14 protein-coding genes are annotated in these 20,852 nt (G+C 61.2%); 12 read left to right on the forward strand and 2 right to left on the reverse strand.

Annotated features, from left to right (window positions below):
* The first annotated feature begins 650 nt into the window (after positions 1-650).
* Both DH08_RS16030 and DH08_RS16035 read left to right on the forward strand, forming a co-directional pair.
* Entirely contained in the window at positions 651-1,175 is a 525-nt protein-coding gene (locus DH08_RS16030) for a transglutaminase-like cysteine peptidase (RefSeq protein WP_428338451.1), read from the forward strand.
* A gap of 422 nt (positions 1,176-1,597) precedes the next feature.
* On the forward strand, positions 1,598-3,109 hold the full coding sequence (locus DH08_RS16035) for a GNAT family N-acetyltransferase (RefSeq protein WP_246800873.1): 1,512 nt from the start codon (positions 1,598-1,600) through the stop codon (positions 3,107-3,109).
* A 118-nt stretch (positions 3,110-3,227) separates the two neighbouring features.
* Here DH08_RS16035 and DH08_RS16040 read toward each other — a convergent pair whose 3' ends face one another.
* Positions 3,228-3,710, reverse strand: coding sequence for a hypothetical protein (locus tag DH08_RS16040; protein WP_192180228.1), 483 nt, complete (start codon positions 3,708-3,710; stop codon positions 3,228-3,230).
* Positions 3,711-3,717: 7 nt separating this feature from the next.
* A complete protein-coding gene (locus DH08_RS16045) occupies positions 3,718-4,500 on the reverse strand; it encodes a helix-turn-helix transcriptional regulator (protein ID WP_246800874.1) in 783 nt (260 codons plus the stop codon).
* 606 nt (positions 4,501-5,106) lie between these two features.
* Between DH08_RS16045 and DH08_RS16050 the strand changes: the two genes are divergently transcribed.
* The 10 genes from DH08_RS16050 (at position 5,107) to DH08_RS16095 (ending at position 20,774) form a co-directional block, all read left to right on the forward strand.
* A complete protein-coding gene (locus tag DH08_RS16050; RefSeq protein ID WP_192180229.1) occupies positions 5,107-6,951 on the forward strand; it encodes a hypothetical protein in 1,845 nt (614 codons plus the stop codon).
* A 129-nt stretch (positions 6,952-7,080) separates the two neighbouring features.
* Complete coding sequence (locus tag DH08_RS16055) at positions 7,081-9,126, forward strand: type I secretion protein (RefSeq protein ID WP_192180230.1); 2,046 nt, start codon at positions 7,081-7,083, stop codon at positions 9,124-9,126.
* 738 nt (positions 9,127-9,864) lie between these two features.
* The gene (locus tag DH08_RS16060) at positions 9,865-12,009 is read left to right on the forward strand and encodes a type I secretion system permease/ATPase (RefSeq protein WP_428338453.1); all 2,145 of its coding nucleotides are present in this window, start codon (positions 9,865-9,867) and stop codon (positions 12,007-12,009) included.
* A 14-nt stretch (positions 12,010-12,023) separates the two neighbouring features.
* Positions 12,024-13,364 (forward strand): HlyD family type I secretion periplasmic adaptor subunit, encoded by a 1,341-nt coding sequence (locus tag DH08_RS16065; RefSeq protein ID WP_192180232.1) that lies wholly within the window; start codon positions 12,024-12,026, stop codon positions 13,362-13,364.
* 34 nt (positions 13,365-13,398) lie between these two features.
* On the forward strand, positions 13,399-15,021 hold the full coding sequence (locus DH08_RS16070; RefSeq protein WP_192180233.1) for a GNAT family N-acetyltransferase: 1,623 nt from the start codon (positions 13,399-13,401) through the stop codon (positions 15,019-15,021).
* 417 nt (positions 15,022-15,438) lie between these two features.
* Entirely contained in the window at positions 15,439-16,095 is a 657-nt protein-coding gene (locus tag DH08_RS16075) for a GntR family transcriptional regulator (RefSeq protein WP_210328762.1), read from the forward strand.
* On the forward strand, positions 16,092-17,003 hold the full coding sequence (locus tag DH08_RS16080; RefSeq protein WP_192180235.1) for a dihydrodipicolinate synthase family protein: 912 nt from the start codon (positions 16,092-16,094) through the stop codon (positions 17,001-17,003). The genes DH08_RS16075 and DH08_RS16080 overlap by 4 nt, the downstream gene beginning before the upstream one ends.
* Complete coding sequence (locus DH08_RS16085) at positions 16,996-18,513, forward strand: aldehyde dehydrogenase (protein ID WP_192180236.1); 1,518 nt, start codon at positions 16,996-16,998, stop codon at positions 18,511-18,513. The genes DH08_RS16080 and DH08_RS16085 overlap by 8 nt, the downstream gene beginning before the upstream one ends.
* Complete coding sequence (locus DH08_RS16090) at positions 18,510-19,841, forward strand: FAD-dependent oxidoreductase (protein ID WP_192180237.1); 1,332 nt, start codon at positions 18,510-18,512, stop codon at positions 19,839-19,841. Before DH08_RS16085 ends, DH08_RS16090 begins: the two co-directional genes overlap by 4 nt.
* Positions 19,842-19,922: 81 nt before the next feature.
* Complete coding sequence (locus tag DH08_RS16095) at positions 19,923-20,774, forward strand: glycine betaine ABC transporter substrate-binding protein (RefSeq protein WP_192180238.1); 852 nt, start codon at positions 19,923-19,925, stop codon at positions 20,772-20,774.
* The last annotated feature ends 78 nt before the right edge of the window (positions 20,775-20,852 follow it).

The raw sequence follows: 20,852 nt of genomic DNA on the forward strand, positions 1-20,852 counted from the left end.
GAACCACCACCGGAGCCACCGGAGCCACCGCCGCCGTCGCCGCCACCATCGCCGCCGCCATCTCCGCCGCCATCGCCGCCGCCATCGCCGCCGCCACCGGAGCCGCCACCGGAGCCGCCGCCACCGGAGCCGCCTGAACCACCACTGCCGCCGCCTTCACCGTCGCTGAGAGCGGCTGCGATGAGAGCCGTCGTGATGGGTGGGCACATTGCGATTTGTGCACGGCTCAGAATACTGCTGCGATTGCTCGCGATGCAGCAAAGCGCGTAGTTGGCTTCCGTCAGCGGCTGGCATTGCGCAGCCGTCATCCGCGGTCTGGGGCTATTCTGTGCTGCTGCTGGGAGTACAAAAGTCGCCGCCACGAGGGCGGTTGAAACAAGCAAGGTTGTGCGAACCCTGCTCGCGCAGGTTGAGTACAGGTGCATTTCTTCCTCCTAAGGGAAAAAAGGCGCTCCCGTCCCCAAACTGGGCGCTATATCAAAGTTTCCGACCATCGGAAACATATTGTTAAGTATACATTGTTTTAGAACCTGTGCAAACGCTATTGGCGAGCGTTGATTTACCATATTCCTCGAGCATGATCTCCGACGACGAACTCGAGGGGACGGAACGTGATTCGTTTGGCGGCGCTCATTGCCGCAGCCTTGGCCATGGCCGGCTGCAGTGAAACCATGCAAACCTCCGGCAGCGCGGCCATGATGGTCACCAAAGGCTATGCCTTTGCACCGCCCGCCTTTCGTCCCTTCTGCGCCCGGCAGCCACGGCTTTGCAGCACCGGCGGGCAGGTAAAGCAGGTTAAGCTCACACCGGCGCGCCGGGCTGACCTGCAGGCCGTGAACAGTTCCGTCAACGCCAGGATCAAAGAGCGGAGCGACGCTTCCGCCGGCAGCGCCGACGATTGGCGCATCCCGACGAAAGAAGGCGATTGCGAGGATTTCGCGATCCTGAAGAAGAGCGAACTCATGAAGCGCGGCTGGCCTGCCTCAGCCCTTCTGCTGACGGTCGTGACGCTTGGCGGTCAGGGACACACGGTGCTTACCGTTCGCACCGACAAGGGCGACCTGATCCTCGACAATCGCAGCGGCGCCGTCAGGAATTGGTCGCAGACCTCCTATCACTACTTTGCCCGGCAATCCCAGTCGCAAAACGGCAAGTGGACGCAGATCGACTCCTAAGGCAATTTCAGGAAAAGCGTACCGGGGTTCCGTCCGGAATTGCGCAAAAAAACATTTATAGCGATTTGGCGATTCAAAAGCTGAGCCGCTCCGACCGGCTACCCGGGCCAAATAGGCTGTTTTGCCTGCCGGTCTGACGGCAGGATTTCGCGCCTGGCTGTCTCCCGATCGCTCAATCCTTTGATCGTCTTGCAAGGCCAGTCCCGCCATGGGACCATGAGCGGCCTTGGCTTTGCCACGGGTTCGGGGGAAATAGCTCAGACCGCGACCAGCGCCTCTTGCCGACGCTCTTTGAGCACAGGTCAAACGCCATGCGTGTGGATGTCATCGATAGCTTCGATACTCTCGTTCAGCTGAGAGGCAATTGGGATGCGGTCTATGAGGCGGATCCCGAAGCTCAGTATTTCATGTCCTGGACATGGATGGCGGGCTGGTTCAAGCGGCTTCGCTACCAATGGCTTGTTCTGGGCGCGAGAGAAGACGATGCATCCGGCTATGTCGGCTTTTTCCCCTTGCAGCTTCGAACAGAGAGGGCCAGGGACGGCGCATTCCACAACGAACTGAGGACCGGAGGCGGCTACTTCGCCGGTTACGCCGGCTTCATCTGCGATCCGGACGTTCAGGATGCCGTCATCCGCGCATTCGCCGAACACACCAAGCAGCTGAACTGGGCCAAGCTGCACCTCGAGAACATCTTTGCGTCGCAGCGGCGGCTGGACGCCTTTCTGGGGGAGTTTGCGGCCCCCGAATTCCAGACCGGCAAGGTAAGGCGCCCGGACGACGGCGATCACATCGATCATGACATCTATGTCTATGTGAATCTGCCCGGCGACTGGGAGGAATTCCTCAACGAAAGGCTGGGCGCCGCGACGCGCAAGACCGCGAGGCGCACGCTGAGGGCAATCGACGATGCGGCCGAGTATCGGGTCGCCGATGTCACCGCCGCGACGCTGGAACGCGATCTGCAGACGCTTCTTCAGTTCTGGGAGAACCAGTGGGGCGCCAAGCTGGCGGCGCGGTATCACCCGGGCCTGCCGCAGGCCATGATGACCAATTTCCGCAACATGCTGCGGTGCGCTTTCGAGGATGATGCCCTCTACCTTCCCGTCCTCTGGCAGGGTGACAACCCGATCGGCGCGCAGGCCACCTTGATCGATCGGAAAAACCGGACGCTGATCGGCATGCTCAATGGGCGTGATCTCGAGATCAAAAAGCCGGCGCCCGGCTTTGCGCTTCACCTCTACAGCATACGCTGGGCCATTCAGAACGGCTTTGCCGTCTATGATCTGCAGACCGGGGACTTTTCTTACAAATATGATTTCGGCGGTCTCGAGCGCAGGGTCGAATGCCTTCTCGTGAGCACCGCGACGCGCCGCAATCTTCGCGACAGGCTGGAGGGCCGGGGCCTGCCCGTCGTGCTCGCGCGAGCAAAAGCGCTCCATCAGGCCGGCGACCTAGAAGGCGCCGCGCGCGCCTGCCGGCAAATCCTGGATGCCGATCCGGACCATGCCGGGGCACTTCAGCTGCTTCAGCAACTGGATACCGCGCGCCGGTCCCGTTTGCCGCAAGATCTCAGCACCGCCGCTCGCCTGCACCAGGCCGGAAACCTGGCTGAGGCGGAAAAGATGTATAGCGAGATACTGGATATCGAGCCTGGGCATTTTGATGTCCGCTATCTCCTTGGCGTGGTTTGTCTTCAGCAGCGGAGATATGAGGATGCGGAACGGCAGCTTAGCCAGGCAATAGCTATCAGGCCCGATGTGCCCGCGGCGCACTACAATCGCGGTCTCGCGCTGGTGAAGCTCGACCGCATCGAAGAAGGGCTCGCAAGTCTGGATGATTGTATCGGGCTGGAGCCGGGCCACGCCCAAGCTCTCGCCCTCCGCGACACTGTGTTGAAAACCTTTCAGCATGCCGCGCGCGCCGCGGAGTAGATGCGGCCCGCACGAAGAGCGCAACAGCAGCTTGCCCGGATCGCCTGCAGCGAGGCCACCTGGGATTATCTGAGCTTCTGAAGCTGGGGGCTTTGGTGGCCGCGAAGATACGTACGCCTCACCTCGGAAACGAATTCTCTTCAACAATTGACCAAATATCTTTGTTTATATCTCTTATGCGCTCGATAGACTCGTGTATTTTATTTATTTCCTTTTCGTCTATCTCTTCAATCTTGCCATACCTTACCTCGTCCTTGCCATCCACGATGCGCATCAGTTGCGTGCTTGCATGATTCCCGGTTTCGTCGAACGAATAAATGCAATGGCTGTATTTATTTCGCAACTTCGCTTGACGTGTAAGTTTGTCGGTAACAGTCAGGACTGCCTGGCGGCATGGCACCAACGTTTTCGGCATCTTCGCCAGCCGCTCGACCAGCTCGATCCGCGCCCGAGTTGTGTTCAGCGTCAGGAAAATGATGATTGCCGTTTCCTTGTCGACCTTCGCCAAGCCGGCAATCAGATAAATCAGCAGGCTTTCAGTATTGGTCCAGGTGTAATTCAACTGGCCAACGAGGAGCAGGACCTCCTGAAAGCGGGGCATCGTCGACTCAGAGCGAAGATTGAGAAAGGCGCGGCGGCCTTGCTCGTTCCATGTCGTTGAGAAACATACCCTTTCGATCATGGAATATCGCAGCCGCCTCGGTCCTGTTGTGGGCGCCGAGTTTGGTGATGATATTGTGCAGATGGATCTTGACCGTATGTTCGGAAAGACGGAGCGCCGCGGCGATGATCTTGTTCTGCAATCCACGAGCGACCATCTCGAGAATCTGAAATTCCCGTTCGGTCAGCTCGCCCATCTCATCGAAACCGCCATCGCTGCTCGTCGCTTGAAGAGCCCGTCCGACATCCGGAGCTTTGTCGGAAAAGCCCTTCGCATGGGACTGAAACATGGCCAGCGGAAAATACTCTCCGCCACGAAGCACGAGCCTGATGACGGAAAGCCAGACATCAAGTTTCAGATCCATCGGCAGCACACTGCGCACGATTTTCGAATCGAAGACCTCCTGGACGGAAACGGGAGCGCGGCTGTCGTGTTGCACCAGAACGACAGGTGCTGCCGAATGAAACCGCATGAGATCGGCGGCATGGTCGCCGATCCTGTCCAGGAATTCAGTGTCGACAAGTATCAAGCAAACGGGATGCTCGAACGTGGCGCATGCGGCTTCCAGGCTTGTAGCCTGCTCCACCGCTATGGAGGGAAATTCCCTCTCGATTGCGTATACAAGACATTCTGGAAAGCTGTCGGCCGAGGAAACTGTCAGTAGAATTCTGCGAGCCCAACTCTCTCCCACACCGCTACCCACGGTGCTACGCACATTGACGTTTGACATGGTTGCCACCCCACCTAGACCACTTTAGACCACTGTTTGGTCTCGTTTTTTTCCTTCTTCGATATCGCGGGCCTCTACCCCGCAAAACAGCTAGCCTTAACGACTTATACACTAAGTTAGCCCTGCCTGATATAGTTCGGAGGAGCTATTGCCGATTTACCACGTCGCTTCGAAGGCGGGCGGCGTCCAACGGCACGACAGCGACCGCAAATCATTGCGGAATTCAGGCTCATTAGAGGGCTGCAATACCTTTCGCCCCATTCCATTGAACGGGCTAGCCCGAACTGTCAGCTTACAATTCACCCCCCGTGGCCACAAACTTCCCGTGTTCACTACAGGAGCGGGGAGCTCCAGGCCTTGCCGTAGCTGAGCGACCGGATCTTTGAGGATCCGGCGCGATGACCGAGCATTGCCTGATCAAGCTGCCCCCTCCCCAGTCAACGGGAGGTATTCAAGCAAGCTTATGATGAAAGTCGGATTTCGGACCTCAGTCCCCTCGGTCCGACAATCCATTCACCGCATTAAACGCAACGTCCGCGAACAGCTCAAGACCGCGTAAGAGAAGAATGCGGTCCGGCAGTCGCGGCCTCAACTGAGGACACGATCATGTCTCTCGACCTCGACAAGAACAACATCAATGCATTCGGTTTGCAGATCGTCGATAGCGAATTCGATATCGGCGGCAGCGACGGTGAAAACAAGAACGAAAACAAGAACCAGAACACCAACGACGCCAAAAACGAAAACGAAAACGAAAACGAAAACAAGTCCTCGAACGAGAACGAAAATAAGTCCGAGAACCAAAACGAAAACAAGTCCTCGAACGAAAACGAGAACAAGTCCGAGAACGAGAACGAGAATAAGAACGCGAACGAGTCCAAGAACGAGAACTCGAACGAGAACAAGAACGTCAACGAGACCAAGGTCGACGTCGACGTCGATGTTGGCGTCAAGCTCGAAGGCGAGCTCGGAAACTCGGACGACGATTTCGCCGACATCTATTCCAGCGGCGACATGAAAATCGACACCATGATCAACAACAAGGACGGCAACGTCTCTTATGATCCTGGTGACGACGTCACGTTCAAGGACATCCTGAACAATTCGATGACCGGCGCCGGAACCAACACCGCGTCGATCATCAACCAGACCCTCAACATGTACGACAACGACAAGCTCGACAACGCGACCGTCAAGAACGACGCCGATTTCAAGCTTGATCTGAACGCCAAGGGTGGCGAGTCCCAGGCCGGCGACGGCATCTCGGCTGGCGGCGGTGGCGGCGACGGCGGCGATGACGCCAAGGCCAACGGCGGCGAAGGCGGCAATGGCGGCGACGCCAAGAGCGGCGACATCGAAGCCGGCGACGGCAAGGGTGGCCTGGCGCTCAGTGCGGCCATCGGTGGCGACTCCAAGAGCGACAACAAGGCCGACGGCGGCGACTCCAAGGCCGGCGACGCCGATAGCGGTGACGCCAAGGGCGGCACCGGCGATGGCGGCAACGCCAACGGCGGCGATGGTCTCGGTCTCGGTCTCGGGCTCGGCCTCGGACTCGGTGTCGGAGCGGCCGAAGCTGGCGATGCCAAGTCGGAAGACGGCGGCGACGCCAAGGCGGAAGCCGGTGACTCCAAGGCTGATGGCGGCGATGCCAAGGCTGATGGCGGCAATGGCGGCGACGGCGGCAACGGCGGTGACGTGACCGGCGGCGACGCCAAGTCGGACGGCGGCGACGGCCTCGATGTCGATGGCAAGCTGTCGCTCCTGAACTACGGTGAGGGTGGCGACGCCAAGAGCGAAGCTGGCGATGCCACCGGCGGTGGCGGCGGTGGCGGCGGCGGCGGCGGCGGCGGTGGTGCCGATGCTGACGGCGGCAACGCCAAGTCCGATGGCGGCAACGCCGATGCCGATGGCGGCGACTCCGAATCCTATGGCGGCGGTGCCCTCGGAGCAGGCTATGGCGCAGGCTACGGCGCAGGCGTGGGCGCAGGCACCGGTGGTGCTGGCGGCACGGGCGGCGACGGAACCGGTGGCACGGCCACCAGTGGCGACGCGACCGGTGGCGACAGCCTCGGCGGCTTCGCAGGGGCGTTTGGCGGTGACGGCGGTAATGCGCTGAGCGGCGCCTGGGCCGATGGCTACGGCGGCGATGCCAAGGGTGGGTTCACCCTCGCTGGCGACGGCGGTGCCGGTGGTGCTGGCGGCTACGCCTACAATGGTGATGGTGGCGCCGGCGGCGACGGCGGGACCTGGGGCTCGAGCAATGGTGATGACGGCTTCGTGACCGGCACCAGCAATGCTTCGGCCGACGGCCTGATCGACGTCAGTGCCTTCAACCAGCAGATCGTGATGGGCGCCAACCTGCAAGAAAACCTGGTCGATCAGACCGTGGTTGGCGGCAACTTCACCAACACGCTGACTGGCGAAGACGCCACCGACAACACTGGTGCGTAATTGGTTGCACGACTGATTTCTCAGGAAGTCAGACAGCTACGGGCTGCGCGGAGTTTTCCGCGCAGTCCTTCCATCCGGGAGACATGCCGCCCGATCGAGCGCGAATGATCTCAAGATACGGAGGCTACCGTGTATTCCATGCAGCTGGACAAGATCACCGAAGCTATTTCGCATTTCATAGGAATGCTCGAAATCTCGGTAGAGGAAGCACGGCAGCTTAAAACCTACGACGATTTCAAGATTGCCGAGGCCGTCGAGGAGGAGACCCCCGACCTTCCCAACACGAACATAAACGTCAAGGCGCCTTACACGCTGGACGATTTCGATCCGCATGTTCCGTATATGGGTCTCAAGCCGGAAATGGTGCCGTACACCGTCAGCACGAGCTTCTGGTACACGCCTCCCGAAATTCCGAACGCCGGCCATTTGAGCCCCGGCCACCACCTGTTTCAGATCCCGCATCTGCCGGGGTTCGGCAGCCACATGATCCTGCCGCACATCGAACCGCCCGGCGAGGTCGCCATTCACATCAACCAGGAGATCCGCCTGTCCGACAACGACTATGTCGGCGCTGGCGGACACGGCCTGATATTCACCCCGACGCTCGACGATGGCAGCCAGTTGGTGTCCTTGATGCACACCGCGGCGGAACTGTCGCCGCTCGATGACCTGGCAAGGCCAGGCTCCGCCGAGGACATCGCCACCACGGTCATCACCGCAAGCGAGCGCATCGCGGCTTATTCCGACAGCTATGATGGCGAAGCGAGCGTTTTCGTGTTGCACCCGGACGCGGCCTCGGGGCCGATCCAAGGAACCTACGTCAACGGACAGCTGATCGACGAAGCCGACGCGCCGAAGGCGGAGGACCATCTCAACATCCTCAAGGAACAGAACGACGACTCCGACGGAGCCGAGGAAGGCGCCGACAAGGACGACTACAACACGCCTCCGGACTCCTCCGACTTCATGTCGGGCTGGGGCAACGGCTTGCTGAATCCTGGTGTCGAATTGGACGCCGGCGGCAACACGCTGATCAACTCGGCCGTCATGACGAACAACTGGACAACGACGTCTGTCGTCGCCGTTGTCGGAAACAGCTATGAAATCAATGCCATCATTCAGATCAACGCGCGCTGCGACACCGATGCGGTCAGCTCCAGCCTGAACGGGTGGACGTTGGGCAACGCGCCTGACGAGAGCTTCAACATCGCGATGTTCAAGCACATCGATCCGTCGGCCGGCAGCGAAGCGCCAACCGCGGCGGACGGATTCCCCGCCGCCTGGGTGGTGACGCAGGTCACCGGCGACCTGATCATCATGAACTGGCTCGAGCAATACAGCTTCATGACGGACAACGACACCTTGATCCTGTCCTCGTCCGGCGTCAGGACCATGGTAAGCACCGGCGACAACACCCAGATAAACGATATATCGATCAATCAGCTGGGCCAGTACTACGACCTGATCATCATCGGCGGCAACATCTATGACGCCAACATCATCCACCAGCTCAACGTCCTGATCGACAACGACCTCATCGGCGCGGTGGATGGCTTCGAGACGTCCGGAGCCGGATCCTACTCGACAGCCGGAAACCTGCTGTGGAACGACGCCACGATCATCAATGTCGGCGGGCAGAACCATTTCGAGGCATTGCCGACCTCCTATCTGCAGGCGGCCCAGGATATGGCGGCAGGCAAGGGCGGCAATCCCGGCGACATCCTCAATGACGAAGCCTTCGCCGGTATCGCGACCTTGCGGGTTCTCTACATTTCGGGCGACCTGCTCAATGTGCAATACGTCTCGCAGACGAACGTGCTGGGCGACAGCGACCAGGTTGCCTTGGCGATGAACCAGTTTGTCGCCCACCCCGAAGCGGAATGGACAGTCACCACAGGCGGCAACCAGGTGGCCAATTTTGCCGGCATCGTCGACGTCGACGGAACCGACAAGACCTATGTGGGCGGCGAGCACTATTCGCAGGAAATCCTGATCCAGGCAGACATCATCTCGTGCGATCCGGAACTCGGCGGACAGAATCCGGACGCGCTGGTGAACGAGGCGGTTGCCTTCCTGGCCGACGACGCCACCGACGATGACGCGCAGATAGACCATCCGATCGTGCCGACGCCGGACCACGTCCAGGCGGACGGCATGCAGACAATTTTGGCCTGATCTGAGATCCGGGGGGATATCATGACCGACGAGCGCGATCTGGCTTGGGAGACGTTTGCCGAGGATCTTGAAGCAGCCTTGCAGGAGGGCGACCAGGCACCGCAAAACGCGAGTTCCGCGGCACCCCGCAAGACACTTTCGAACGCCTTGCGCCAGCATGAGCGGGCTATCGACCGGACCATCAAGGCGATCGACACCGTTGTCGACCAGCTGCACGACGTCGCAGCCCAGCCGGCGGCGAAGGCCGAGCTGGAATCCCGCAATCAGGCAGCCGAGGCTGCTGGTCGCAAGAGCACCCTCGCAACAGAGCAGGCCAAACCGCCTGCCGCTGCCTCCCAGGCCAGGATGGCGCCAGCCGCCGGAGCATCGGCGCCACCCATCGCAGCGAAGCTTGCGCCTGCGCCAAGCCGCGGCGAGATCAAGCCAGCCGGCACGGCGGCGACCCCAGCCGCGGACCCACAGTCCGTGACGGCGAGAAAGCCGACGGCCGATCCTGCCGCGCCCGCGCCTGCCATGCAGGAGAAGCGGCTTGAGGACAAAGCGATCTCCGCAGGACAGACGACCGCGCGTTCAAGCGACCCGTCCGCCCAGGCGCGTCCCGATGGCGCGCCGGCACCGGCCACCGTGCCAACCCCGAAGCCGGAGCCCGCCAGCGACAAGGCGACCGCTGAATCCTCCGGTCAGCCCGCCCGCCCGGAACCAGCCCGCCCGGAGCCGGCCCGGCAACCAAGCCAGAGCATCACGGCCGACGCCAGGGAGATCAATGCCGCGGCCTCGCCCGAACCCGTCCCGCCACGCGAGAGCAGGTTCCCGCGGCCGGCGCCAAAGCCGGAGCCAAGGGCAGCTTCGACGGCGGAGAACCAGGGCGCTTCGGCCGCGCCAGCGGCCAGACCGGAGCCTGTGCTGCAATCGCCTGCTGAACCGCTGGCCAAGGCAGCACCTGGTGCTCCCGGAACACCTGGTGCGCCTCGGACACCTGCTTCTCCCAAAACATCCGAGATGAAGGACGTCCCCAAAACACCGGGCATGATCGTCATAGAAGGCGACACGGGTCCGATAAAGGCCAAGGAACCGCACCAGGGCGGCGGGTCGCCTCCCAGCGACGACGACAGCGGCCGGCGCGGCGGAGGCGGTGGCGGCGGCGGCGTCTTTCACAAACGCCTCGGCCCGATCGATTTCGGCGCTTCTCTCAAAGCCGGGTTGCGAGCGGTCAAGAAAAACCTGCTCATCGTCATGCTGTTCACGGTCGCCTGCAATGTGCTGGTCTTGGCGATCCCGATCTATCTGTTCCAGATCTCGGATCGCGTTCTTACCAGCCGTTCCGCCGACACCTTGATCATGCTGACGGTGGTGATTGTCGGCGCGGTGGTCTTGCAGGCGGTATTCGATGCGCTTCGCCGCTTCATCCTGATGCGCACGGCGGTCGAGGTCGCGGCCCAGCTGGGCGCACCGATCCTCAGTGCCGCGGCCAGAGCCTCCCTTAACAGCAACGGCAAAGAGTATCAGGTCCTGGGTGACCTGCAGCAGCTGAGGACATTCCTGACATCCGGCACGCTGCTGTCGTTCCTCGACGCGCCCATGGCTCCCTTCATGATGCTGGCGGTGTTTCTCATCCACCCGCACCAGGGCTTCATCGTCATGGCCTCGGCGCTGCTGCTCCTGCTGATCACGCTTCTCAACCAGCGGGCGACGGCGGCGGCCTTCGGCGAGGCGAATTCGCATCAGAGCAAAGCCAACATCCATCTCGATTCGATGTCGCGCAATTCCCAGATCATCAATGCGCTGGCCATGATTCCCGAGGCGGTGCGGATCTGGGGCAAGGACACGGCAAACTCCCTGCGCGCACAGGTGATCGCACAGGATCGCAACATCGTCTTTGCTTCGATATCGAAGGCGGTGCGGCTTCTGACCCAGGTGACGATGCTTGGCTGGGGCGCTCATCTGTCGATCGAGGGCCATCTCACCGGCGGCATGGTCATTGCCGCATCGATCATCGCCGGCCGGGCTTTGGGCCCGATCGAAGGCGCCATCGAGGGCTGGAACCAGGTCGTGCATTCCCGTGCCGCCTACGGCAGGATTGCTTCGCTTCTGCAGTCGTCCCCACTCAATTTCGAACGATTGAATCTGCCCCGCCCCGAGGGCCGGCTCGACGTCGAACGCCTTCTCTTCGTGCCCCAGGGAACCAAGCGCGTCGTGCTCAACGGCATCTCGTTCGCGCTTTCGCCGGGCGACTCCTTGGCGATCATCGGCAATTCGGGCGCCGGCAAGACGACGCTCGGCAAGATGCTGGTCGGCTCGATCCTGCCCACATCAGGCAACGTTCGGTTGGACCTGATGGATCTGCGCAACTGGGATCCGCGCCAGTTTGGCGAGAACATCGGCTACCTGCCACAGGACGTTCAGCTGTTTCCGGCCTCCATCAAGGCCAACATCGCCCGCATGCGCGATGACGCGACCGATGCCGAAATCTATCAGGCAGCAGCACTGGCAGACGTCCACGAAATGATCTCCACCTTGCCGCACGGCTACGAGACCTTCGTGGCTGCCGACGGAGCGCCGCTTTCCGGCGGACAGAAGCAGCGTGTCGCCCTCGCCCGCGCGTTTTTCGGCAATCCTCGCCTGGTCGTGCTCGACGAGCCGAACTCGAACCTGGACTCGGCGGGTGACGCGGCACTCGAGCGCGCATTGCAGCACGCCAAGGAACACAAGATCACGGTCATCACCATCACCCAGCGCCCATCCTTGCTCAAGAGCGTCGACAAGATCCTCCTGCTCGTCAACGGCACCGTCGCCCTGTTCGGCATGCGCCAGGATGTGCTGCAGGCATTGGCGACCCGCGGGCTGAGCATCGAAGGCGGGGCGTTTGGTCATCAGATCCAGTAGCCGGGTAATCAAAAATGACAACCGAGATCGCAAAAGTTCACGACATGCAGTGGTACTCCGAGGTGCCACGCTCGATCTGGAAACAGACCATGTTTGGCGTCCTGCTCATCACGGTGGCCTTCGGCGGCTTCGGCACATGGGCTTTCACGGCGCCGTTGGCATCCGCCATCGTTGCCCAAGGCAGTTTCGTTGCCACCGGGCAAAACAAGGTCATTCAGCATCTCGAAGGCGGCATCATCAAGGAAATCCTGGTCAGCGAAGGCGACCATGTCAGCCTCGATCAGCCGCTGGTCAGGCTTGACGAAACCGCCGCCCAGACCAACGAACGGCAATTGTTCCTGCGAAAGGCCAGGCTCGAGGCCATCGCCGCCCGCTTGAATGCCGAGGTGCAAGGCAGCGCCGGGATCCAGTTTCCATCGATCATCCTCGACAACCGGCACGACCCGGAAGTCACGCCGATCATGGAGAGCCAGCAACTCAACTTCGAGGCTGCGGAACGCAAGCGTGACAGCGAGATAGGGCTGTTCGATCAGAACAAGAAGGCGATGGAATTCCGCAACGAAGGGATTGAGGAGCAGATCTCGTCGGTCCGGCGGCAATTGCAATTCCTCAAGGAGGAATACCAGGGCAAGAAGAAGCTTCTCGACCAGGGCTTGATCCGCGGAACCGAGGTGAAGGCGATCCAGCGGGCAATGGCGGACGCGGACGGCCAGATCGGCAAGATGCTGGCGGAAGTTTCCGAGAACCGCGAACAGATCGTCAGGTTCGAGCAGCAGATCACCCAGACGAAGGACGCCTACCGCCAGGCAGCGCTCCAGGAATTGCAGAGCCTGGAGGCCGAACTGGACGCGGTGCGCGAGCAGTCACGCGAGGCGCAGAATGTGCTTCGCCGTGTCACCATCAATGCGCCGGTGCCCGGCACGATCATACGCATGCATTACCACACCGCCGGCGGCGTCATCGAGAGCGGCAAGGCCATCCTCGAGATCCTGCCTTCAGACGTGCCTTTGGTCATCGAGGCGCAAGTCCCTCGCACCGACATCGACAACGTCAAGGTCGGGCAGCAGGCCTCGATCAGGCTGATCGCGCTCAACCGGCGCACCACGCCGGTTCTGGAAGGCGAGGTCTACTACGTCTCGGCCGACGCGCTGCCTGAGATGAGCGGCCCCACGTCTAAGGAGGTCTATCTGGCGCGCGTACGCTTGCCGGCAAGCGAACTGGCGAAGGCGCACGGCTTTACGCCGACGCCGGGCATGCCTGCCGAAATACTGGTGCAAACCGAGTCGCGGACGTTCTTCAGCTATCTGACGAAGCCGATCGCCGACAGCATGGCCAGGGCATTCATGGAACAGTGAACTTCGCAAACAAGGGACAAATTCGGGGGAAACCATGCATATCGATGTCATCACGACACGGGAGGGCCTCAACGGGCTCAGGCAGAACTGGGACGATCTTTACGAGAAGGACCCCGAAGCCCAGTTCTTTCTGTCCTGGACGTTCCTGTCGTCCTACCTTCGCCGGTTTGATGGCGCCTGGTCCATTCTGGCGGCACGGTCGGGACCGCAAGGGTCTCCCTATGTCGCCCTGCTGCCGTTGCGGCTCCGCACCAGGCTGAACAAGAAGACCGGCTTTTGCCACAACGAAATCAACATGGGCGCAAACTACGCGGCCGACTATACGGGCATCGTTTGCGCGCCAGGCTTTGCCGACCGCGCGATCCCGGCGCTTGCCAAACATCTCATGAAGATGAACTGGGCCAAGCTGCATCTCGAAAATCTGCGCATGTCGGAGAAGCGGCGCCGCCTGCTGCTCGACAACCTTGCCGACAAGCGGCTGACCGCCCAAAGGATGCAGCGCGTCAACAAGACCGACAATGTCGACAACTGCACCTGCCCGGCCACCAACCTGCCGGGGGATTGGGACGCTTATCTCGAGCAGAAGATCAGTTCAAACACGCGCCAGAAGATCAGGCGCTTCCTGCGCAAACTGGACGGGTCGGACGAATTTCGCATCACCCATGCCGACGCCTCGACGATCGACCGCGACATCGGCATCATCCTCGAAATGTGGCGCATCAAATGGGCGCCGCGGAAGGGCAACCTTTTGCCCGGCCTTTTGAGATCCAACCGGATACTGTTCAAGGATGCCTTCGAGAGCGGGACGCTGTTCCTGCCCATTCTCTGGCATCACGACAAACCGCTCGCAGGCTTGGCGTTCCTGGTCGACCCGGTCAAGAAGGCGATGCTCTTCCACCTCGCCGGACGCGACGAGACCGCCAACGAAATCCCCCCGGGACTTGTGCTGCATGCCTATTGCATTCGCCGTGCGATCGAGCAGGGCTTCCGCAGCTACGATTTCCTGCGCGGCAACGAGTCCTACAAATATTCATTCGGTGTCGAGGAGACCAGGATTCATTGTGTTCTGGTCAAAACGAGGACGGGCCGAAATCTCGGCGACCGGCTTGACGCCAGATCCGTGGCAAGCGTGCTTGAGCAGGCGACCAAATTCCACGAGGCGGGCAAGCTGGCCAATGCCGAAAATGCCTATCGCCAGATTCTCGAGGTCGCCCCTCGCCACGCTCGTACCCTGTACGGATTGGGTCAATTGCTCGCGGCCAAGGCGGATCACTGGTCAGCCGCCGATACCTTTGGCTCACTCGTGGAGATCGCCCCAAATTCGGTCAAGGCGTGGTCGCGGCTTGCCATTGAACTGCAGGCGCTAAGTCGCCACTCCGAGGCCGCGGACGCCTTCCGCAAGGTGCTTGAGCTCAATCCGGAGCTGCCCGGGGCACAGTACGGCCTTGGCCGCTGCCTGGCGGAACTTCGGCAGATTGACGAAGCGGCGAAGGTCTTGAGCGCGGTGCAGGATCGATCCGACAAGCCCATCGACCCTCTGCTTCGTGCCAAGGCACGCATGCAGTTGAACAAGCTCAAGCAGGATTTGAACCCTTGCTACATCAGGCTCGAACCGGTGAAGGCAAGCCCGCATCTCCTTGAGAAGGCTGACGCCTGACCGCCCCGATGGCCTAATCAGAGAGTTCCCATTTGGGCGCTCAAACGCCCTCTCGCCCGCGATGCGAAAACGCAGGATGCGCTCCATAGCATCTGCGTAGCGTCCGCTCTGCATCATCGATGAGCCTATTGCGCGCCATCTCCGGCACCGACGAAAAATCCATTTAGCACTCTGGAATTGGTCGACCGCCAACCGTCGGCGGTTCCCGGCCGACCTTGATCAATTGTACTCCTTACGTATAATTTCTGTGTACATATATTATACAATTTGTTGACTCCTTCGCCTAGGCATGCAAATCCTCCTGCCGTCGACACGGTCGATGGAAGCCGTTGTCGCGAGAATTCAGACAGCAGGGAGGCCTCGGTGAAGAGCGGAAAGAACGGTCTTTACGACGATCTGAAGCGTCAGATTCTGACGATGGAACTCGACCCCGACCAGGATCTGGACGAAGTGAGCCTGAGCGAGCGCTACGGCCTCTCCAGAACGCCTGTTCGGGAGATTTTTCGTCGCCTCGAGGGTGAAGGCTACATCGATATCCGCGCCAACCGCGGTGCGCGCGTCGTCCCCATGAACCATCAGACGCTCAGGCACTTCTTCCTGGTCGCGCCGATGATCTATGCCGCGATCGGCCGTCTTGCAGTCCAGAACTTCAAGCAGAAGCAGCTTGCGGACCTCAAGGACACGCAGGAACGGTTCCGCACGGCAAGCGTCACCGGCGACGTGCTCTCCATGGTCCTCGAGAACAATCGCTTCCACGAAATCATCGGCGAGATGTCGGGCAACGCCTACCTGCAGCCGAGCCTTGGCCGCCTCCTGATCGACCATGCCCGGATCGGCCACACCTTCTTCCGGCCCCGCAACGATGACATGCGCCGGCGCCTGGTGCTCGCCGTGGAGCACCATGATGGCTTCATCGCTGCCATCGGCTCGCACGACGAGGACACGGTCGTCGATCTTGTTTTCGAACACTGGGAACTGTCGCGCGAGAACATGGAAATGTTCATCGCGCCGCAAGGAATGAAGGCAGACGCGCTTGTCGAAGCGCCTGCCGGATCGATGGAGAAATCGTCTTGAAGTTCGAAGGTATCTACACACCGGCCATCACGCCACTCGGCCCCGACGGGCAGATAGATCGTGACGGCTTCGCGGCGGTGCTCGAGTCGCTCATCGAAGCCGGCGTGCACGGCATCATCGTTGGCGGATCGACGGGTGAATACTATGCCCAGAGCGCCCAGGAGCGCTTCGATCTCGCTGCCTACGCCAAGGAGGTGATTGGCACCCGGCTTCCGCTCATCATTGGAACGGGCGCCACCAGGACAGAGGACTCGGTCGAATACGCCAAGGCGGCGAAGGAGATCGGCGCCGACGCCATTCTCGTGTCGTCGCCCCCATACGCCTTGCCGACGGAGCGTGAGAATGCGGTCCACGCGCTTACGGTCGACCGCGCGGCGAACCTTCCGATCATGCTCTACAACTACCCGGCCCGCATGGGAGTGACGATGAGAGAGGACTACTTCTCCCGCGTCGGCAAATCCAGGAACGTCGTGGCCATCAAGGAGAGCTCCGGCGAGATGGGCAACCTCCATTTGCTGGCGCGGAAATTCCCCCATATCTCGCTCTCTTGCGGCTGGGACGACCAGGCGCTCGAATTCTTTGCATGGGGCGCCAGGAGCTGGGTCTGCGCCGGCTCCAATTTTCTCCCGCGCGAGCATGTCGCGCTCTACGAAGCCTGCGTGCTCGAAAGGAACTTCGACAAGGGCCGCGCCATCATGACCGCGATGCTGCCGCTCATGGATTTCCTCGAATGCGGGAAGTTCGTCCAGTCGATCAAGCACGGCTGTGAGCTGATCGGGCTGAACGCGGGCCCGGTGCGGGCGCCGCTGCGCCCGCTCAATTCGCAAGAAAAGCGAACTCTCCAGACTGTCGTCGCCACCTTGAAGCGCACGGTCGCCCAGATCACGTCGGGAGCAAACAATGCATGAACCTTTGACCGCTACCGAATACAAGGCGATCGCCGCGAACATCCAGTTCCCGACCAATGCCTTCATTGACGGGGCGTTCCGTCCTGCGAATTCCGGCAAGACATTCAAGACGACCAATCCGGCGACGGGCGACACACTTGCCGAGATCGCGGCGTGCGACTCGACCGACGTCGATCTCGCCGTGGCCAAGGCCAGGCAAGCCTTCGATGACGGCCGCTGGCATCTCCGCTCGCCTGGCGAGCGCAAGGCCGTGCTGCTCAAATTCGCCAAGCTCCTGGAGCGCAACCGTCACGAACTTGCGGTCATGGAGAGCCTCGATAGCGGCAAGCCGGTCCGCGAATGCCAGACCGTCGATATTCCGGATACGATCCACACCATCCGTTGGCATGCCGAACTGATCGACAAGCTCTATGACAACGTCGCTCCCGTGGGCTCGAACGCGCTGACCATGGTCGTGCGCGAGCCGGTCGGCGTCGTCGGTTGCGTCCTGCCGTGGAACTTCCCGCTGCTGATGCTGGCCTGGAAGATCGGTCCGGCGCTTGCCGCGGGATGCTCGGTGATCGTGAAGCCCGCCCAAGAGACGACCCTGACGACGCTTCGGGTCGCCGAACTGGCGCATGAGGCCGGTATTCCGGCGGGCGTCTTCAATGTTGTCCCGGGCGGCGGCAAGGATGTCGGCGAACCGATCGGCATGCATATGGGCGTCGACATGGTGGCGTTCACCGGATCGACGCCGACGGGTCGGCGCTTCCTGCACTACGCAGCGGACTCCAATCTCAAGCGCGTCGTCCTCGAATGCGGCGGCAAGAACCCGGCAGTGGTTCTGGAGGATGCCGAGGACCTCGACCTCGTCGCCGAACAGGTGGTCAACGGCGCGTTCTGGAACATGGGTGAGAACTGCTCGGCCACGTCGCGGCTCATCGTCCACGCCAAGATCAAGGACGAGTTGCTGCAACGGATCGGCGCCTATATGCGCGAGTGGAAGACGGGCGATCCGCTCGACCCGGAAAACCGCATCGGGGCGCTCGTCAGCAAGAGCCATTTCGACAAGGTGAAATCCTTCCTCGGTGACGTGAAGACCGAAAAGCTCTCCGTCGTCCATGGCGGCGGCACGCACAAGGGTATCTACATCGAGCCGACCGTCGTCGATGGTGTCACGCCTGCGAGCCGCCTGTTTCAGGAGGAGATTTTCGGACCGATCCTTTCGGTCACGACGTTCAATTCCCTGGCCGAAGCCGTGGCTCTCGCCAACGACACGAACTACGGCCTGACCGCATCCGTCTACACCGGAAGCCTGCGCAAGGCGATCAAGCTTTCGCGCGAAATCCGGGCCGGCGTGGTGACCGTCAACTGCTTCGGTGAAGGCGACGCGACGACGCCATTCGGCGGCTACAAGGAATCCGGTTTCGGCGGACGCGACAAGTCGGTCTTCGCGCATGACAATTATTGTGAATTGAAGACGGTCTGGATCGACGTCTCGGATCGCTCGCTCGACGAGACCATCCGGTGAACGACATCGTCGTCAAGCGGCTTCCGGCGGAATCCGGAACCTCGGGCTGGGAGGCGATCAGCAGACGCAGCTTCCCCGTCCGGACGCTCGACGGCGACATGTCGGCCGACTGGCTGGTCATCGGTGCGGGCTTCGCCGGCCTTTCCGCCGCGCGGCGGCTGTCTCAACTTCGGCCTGGCGACAGGATCGTCGTGCTGGAGGCGGGAGAGATCGCCAAAGGCACCTCGGGCCGGAACTCCGGCTACATGATCGACGTGCCGCACAATCTGTCCTCGGGCGAGTATTCCGTCGCCGACGAGACCGCGACCAAGGTGGAGATCGCTCAGAACCGTTTTGCGATCTCTTTCGCCGCCGACGTCGCCGCGGAATACGACATGTCCGAGCGCACCTTCGATCCATCTGGCAAGATCAACAGCGCGGCGACGGAGCGCGGAATAAAGCTCAACGCGAATTATGGCCGCTCGCTCAAGAGCATCGGCGAGGAGCACCGCTTCCTGGATGCGGGCGAGATGCGGGAGATCACCGGATCGTCCTACTATCTCGGAGGTCTCTACACGCCGGGCGCCGTGATGATCCAGCCCGCCGACTATATCCGCGGTTTCGCCGCCGGGCTGGCATCGAAAGCCGACATATTCGAGCACTCGCCGGTGCTCAAACTCGAGTGCCAGCGCGGAATGTGGAAGGCCGTATCGCGCAACGGAAGCGTCACGGCGCCGAAAGTCATCCTGGGCATCAATGGCCACATCGAGGATTTCGGCCATTTCCGCGACCGTTTGATGCACATCTTCACCTACGCATCGATGACGGCCCCCTTCACCTCGAGGTCCACGGGCGAGGACAGGTGGGCCTTGCTTCCGGCTGATCCGATGGGTGCGACAGTCAGGAAGATCACCACCGATGGATCCTCTCGTATCGTGATCCGGACCCGGTTCACTTACGACTGGACTGTTCAAGTGGGTGAGAAGCGCCTGGCCGGGATCGCCGCCGAGCAGCGGACATCCCTGAACGCCCGATTTCCGGATCTCAAGAACGTGCCGTTCGAGCACGTCTGGGCAGGACGGCTTTGCCTCAGCCGGAACCATGTGCCCGCCTTCGGCGAAATCGAAAAAGGCCTCTACTCCGCGTGCTGCGAGAACGGTCTTGGGACCGTGAAAAGCACGCTTGCGGGCGTCATGGCCGCCGATCTGGCGACCGGTACCCGCTCGGACATGCTCGACAAATTCTCGGATCAGCCGGAGCCCGCGCGCCTCCCTCCGGAGCCGCTCGCGTGGCTCGGCGTCAACACCGTGATCCGATGGCAGGAATTGCGTGCAGGCCGCGAGGGATGAGCCCTCGCCGCGCAATATGAAGGCGGAGCCGACCGCGAAGTCTTCAAGTGAAAATGGGAACAAAAATAAGGAGTGAGTAAAATGAAGACGTTGTGGAAAGCGCTCTGCGCTGCCGCGATGGTCGGTATGACCATGCTGTCCGCTCAGGCGGAAGAAAAGAATATTACCGTGGGCACGATGTCGTGGGAGGACCTCACCCCCATCACCGGCATCACCAAGAAGGTGCTTGAAGACGCCGGCTACACCGTAAAGGTCGTGGACTTTTCCGAATGGGGCATCGCCTACGCCGCGCTGACCAAGGGCGACATCCAGATCCTCGCCTCGCAGACGGACTATGTCGCCCAGGACTACTGGGACAAGAACAAGAAGAAGCTCGAGAAGATCTCCCCGGTTTCGCATGGCCTGTTCCAGGGCGTGGCGGTGCCGAAATACGTGACCATCGACTCCATGGACCAGTTGAACGACAACGCCGACAAGTTCGGCGGCAAGATCGTCGGTATCGAGCCGGGATCCGGTCTCATGCGCGATACGACTAACTCGGTGAAGGCATACGACCTGAAACTGCAGCTCGTGGAGGGCAGCACCGCTGCCATGACCGCAGCGCTCAAGTCGGCCGTCGACCGCAAGGAATGGATCGCCGTCACCATCTGGGAGCCCTCCTGGATGATGCAGAAATATGACGTCAAGTTCCTCAAGGATCCGAAGGCAGTTTTCCCGCCGCCGCAGAGCTATTACTGGATCGGCAAGAAGGGCTTCTCCGCCGACAATCCGCATGCGCGCGAAGTGATCGCCAGCGTCTACGTGCCGCTTGCCGACATCACCGCGATCAACTCTGCCGTCAACGAGGGCAAGACCATGGACGAGGCCATCAAGGCCTGGACCGACAGCCATGCTGACCTGCTGAAGCGTTGGGAAAACATCAAGGCCGAGTAATTTCGAAATGGCGGGCCGCTCAAATCGGCGGCCCGCACCCGAACTTCGAGAACATGAAGGCCAGCATCAGCCCGGCCC

The sequence above is a fragment of the Mesorhizobium amorphae genome, assembly GCF_014843845.1.
GTDB lineage: Bacteria > Pseudomonadota > Alphaproteobacteria > Rhizobiales > Rhizobiaceae > Mesorhizobium > Mesorhizobium amorphae_A.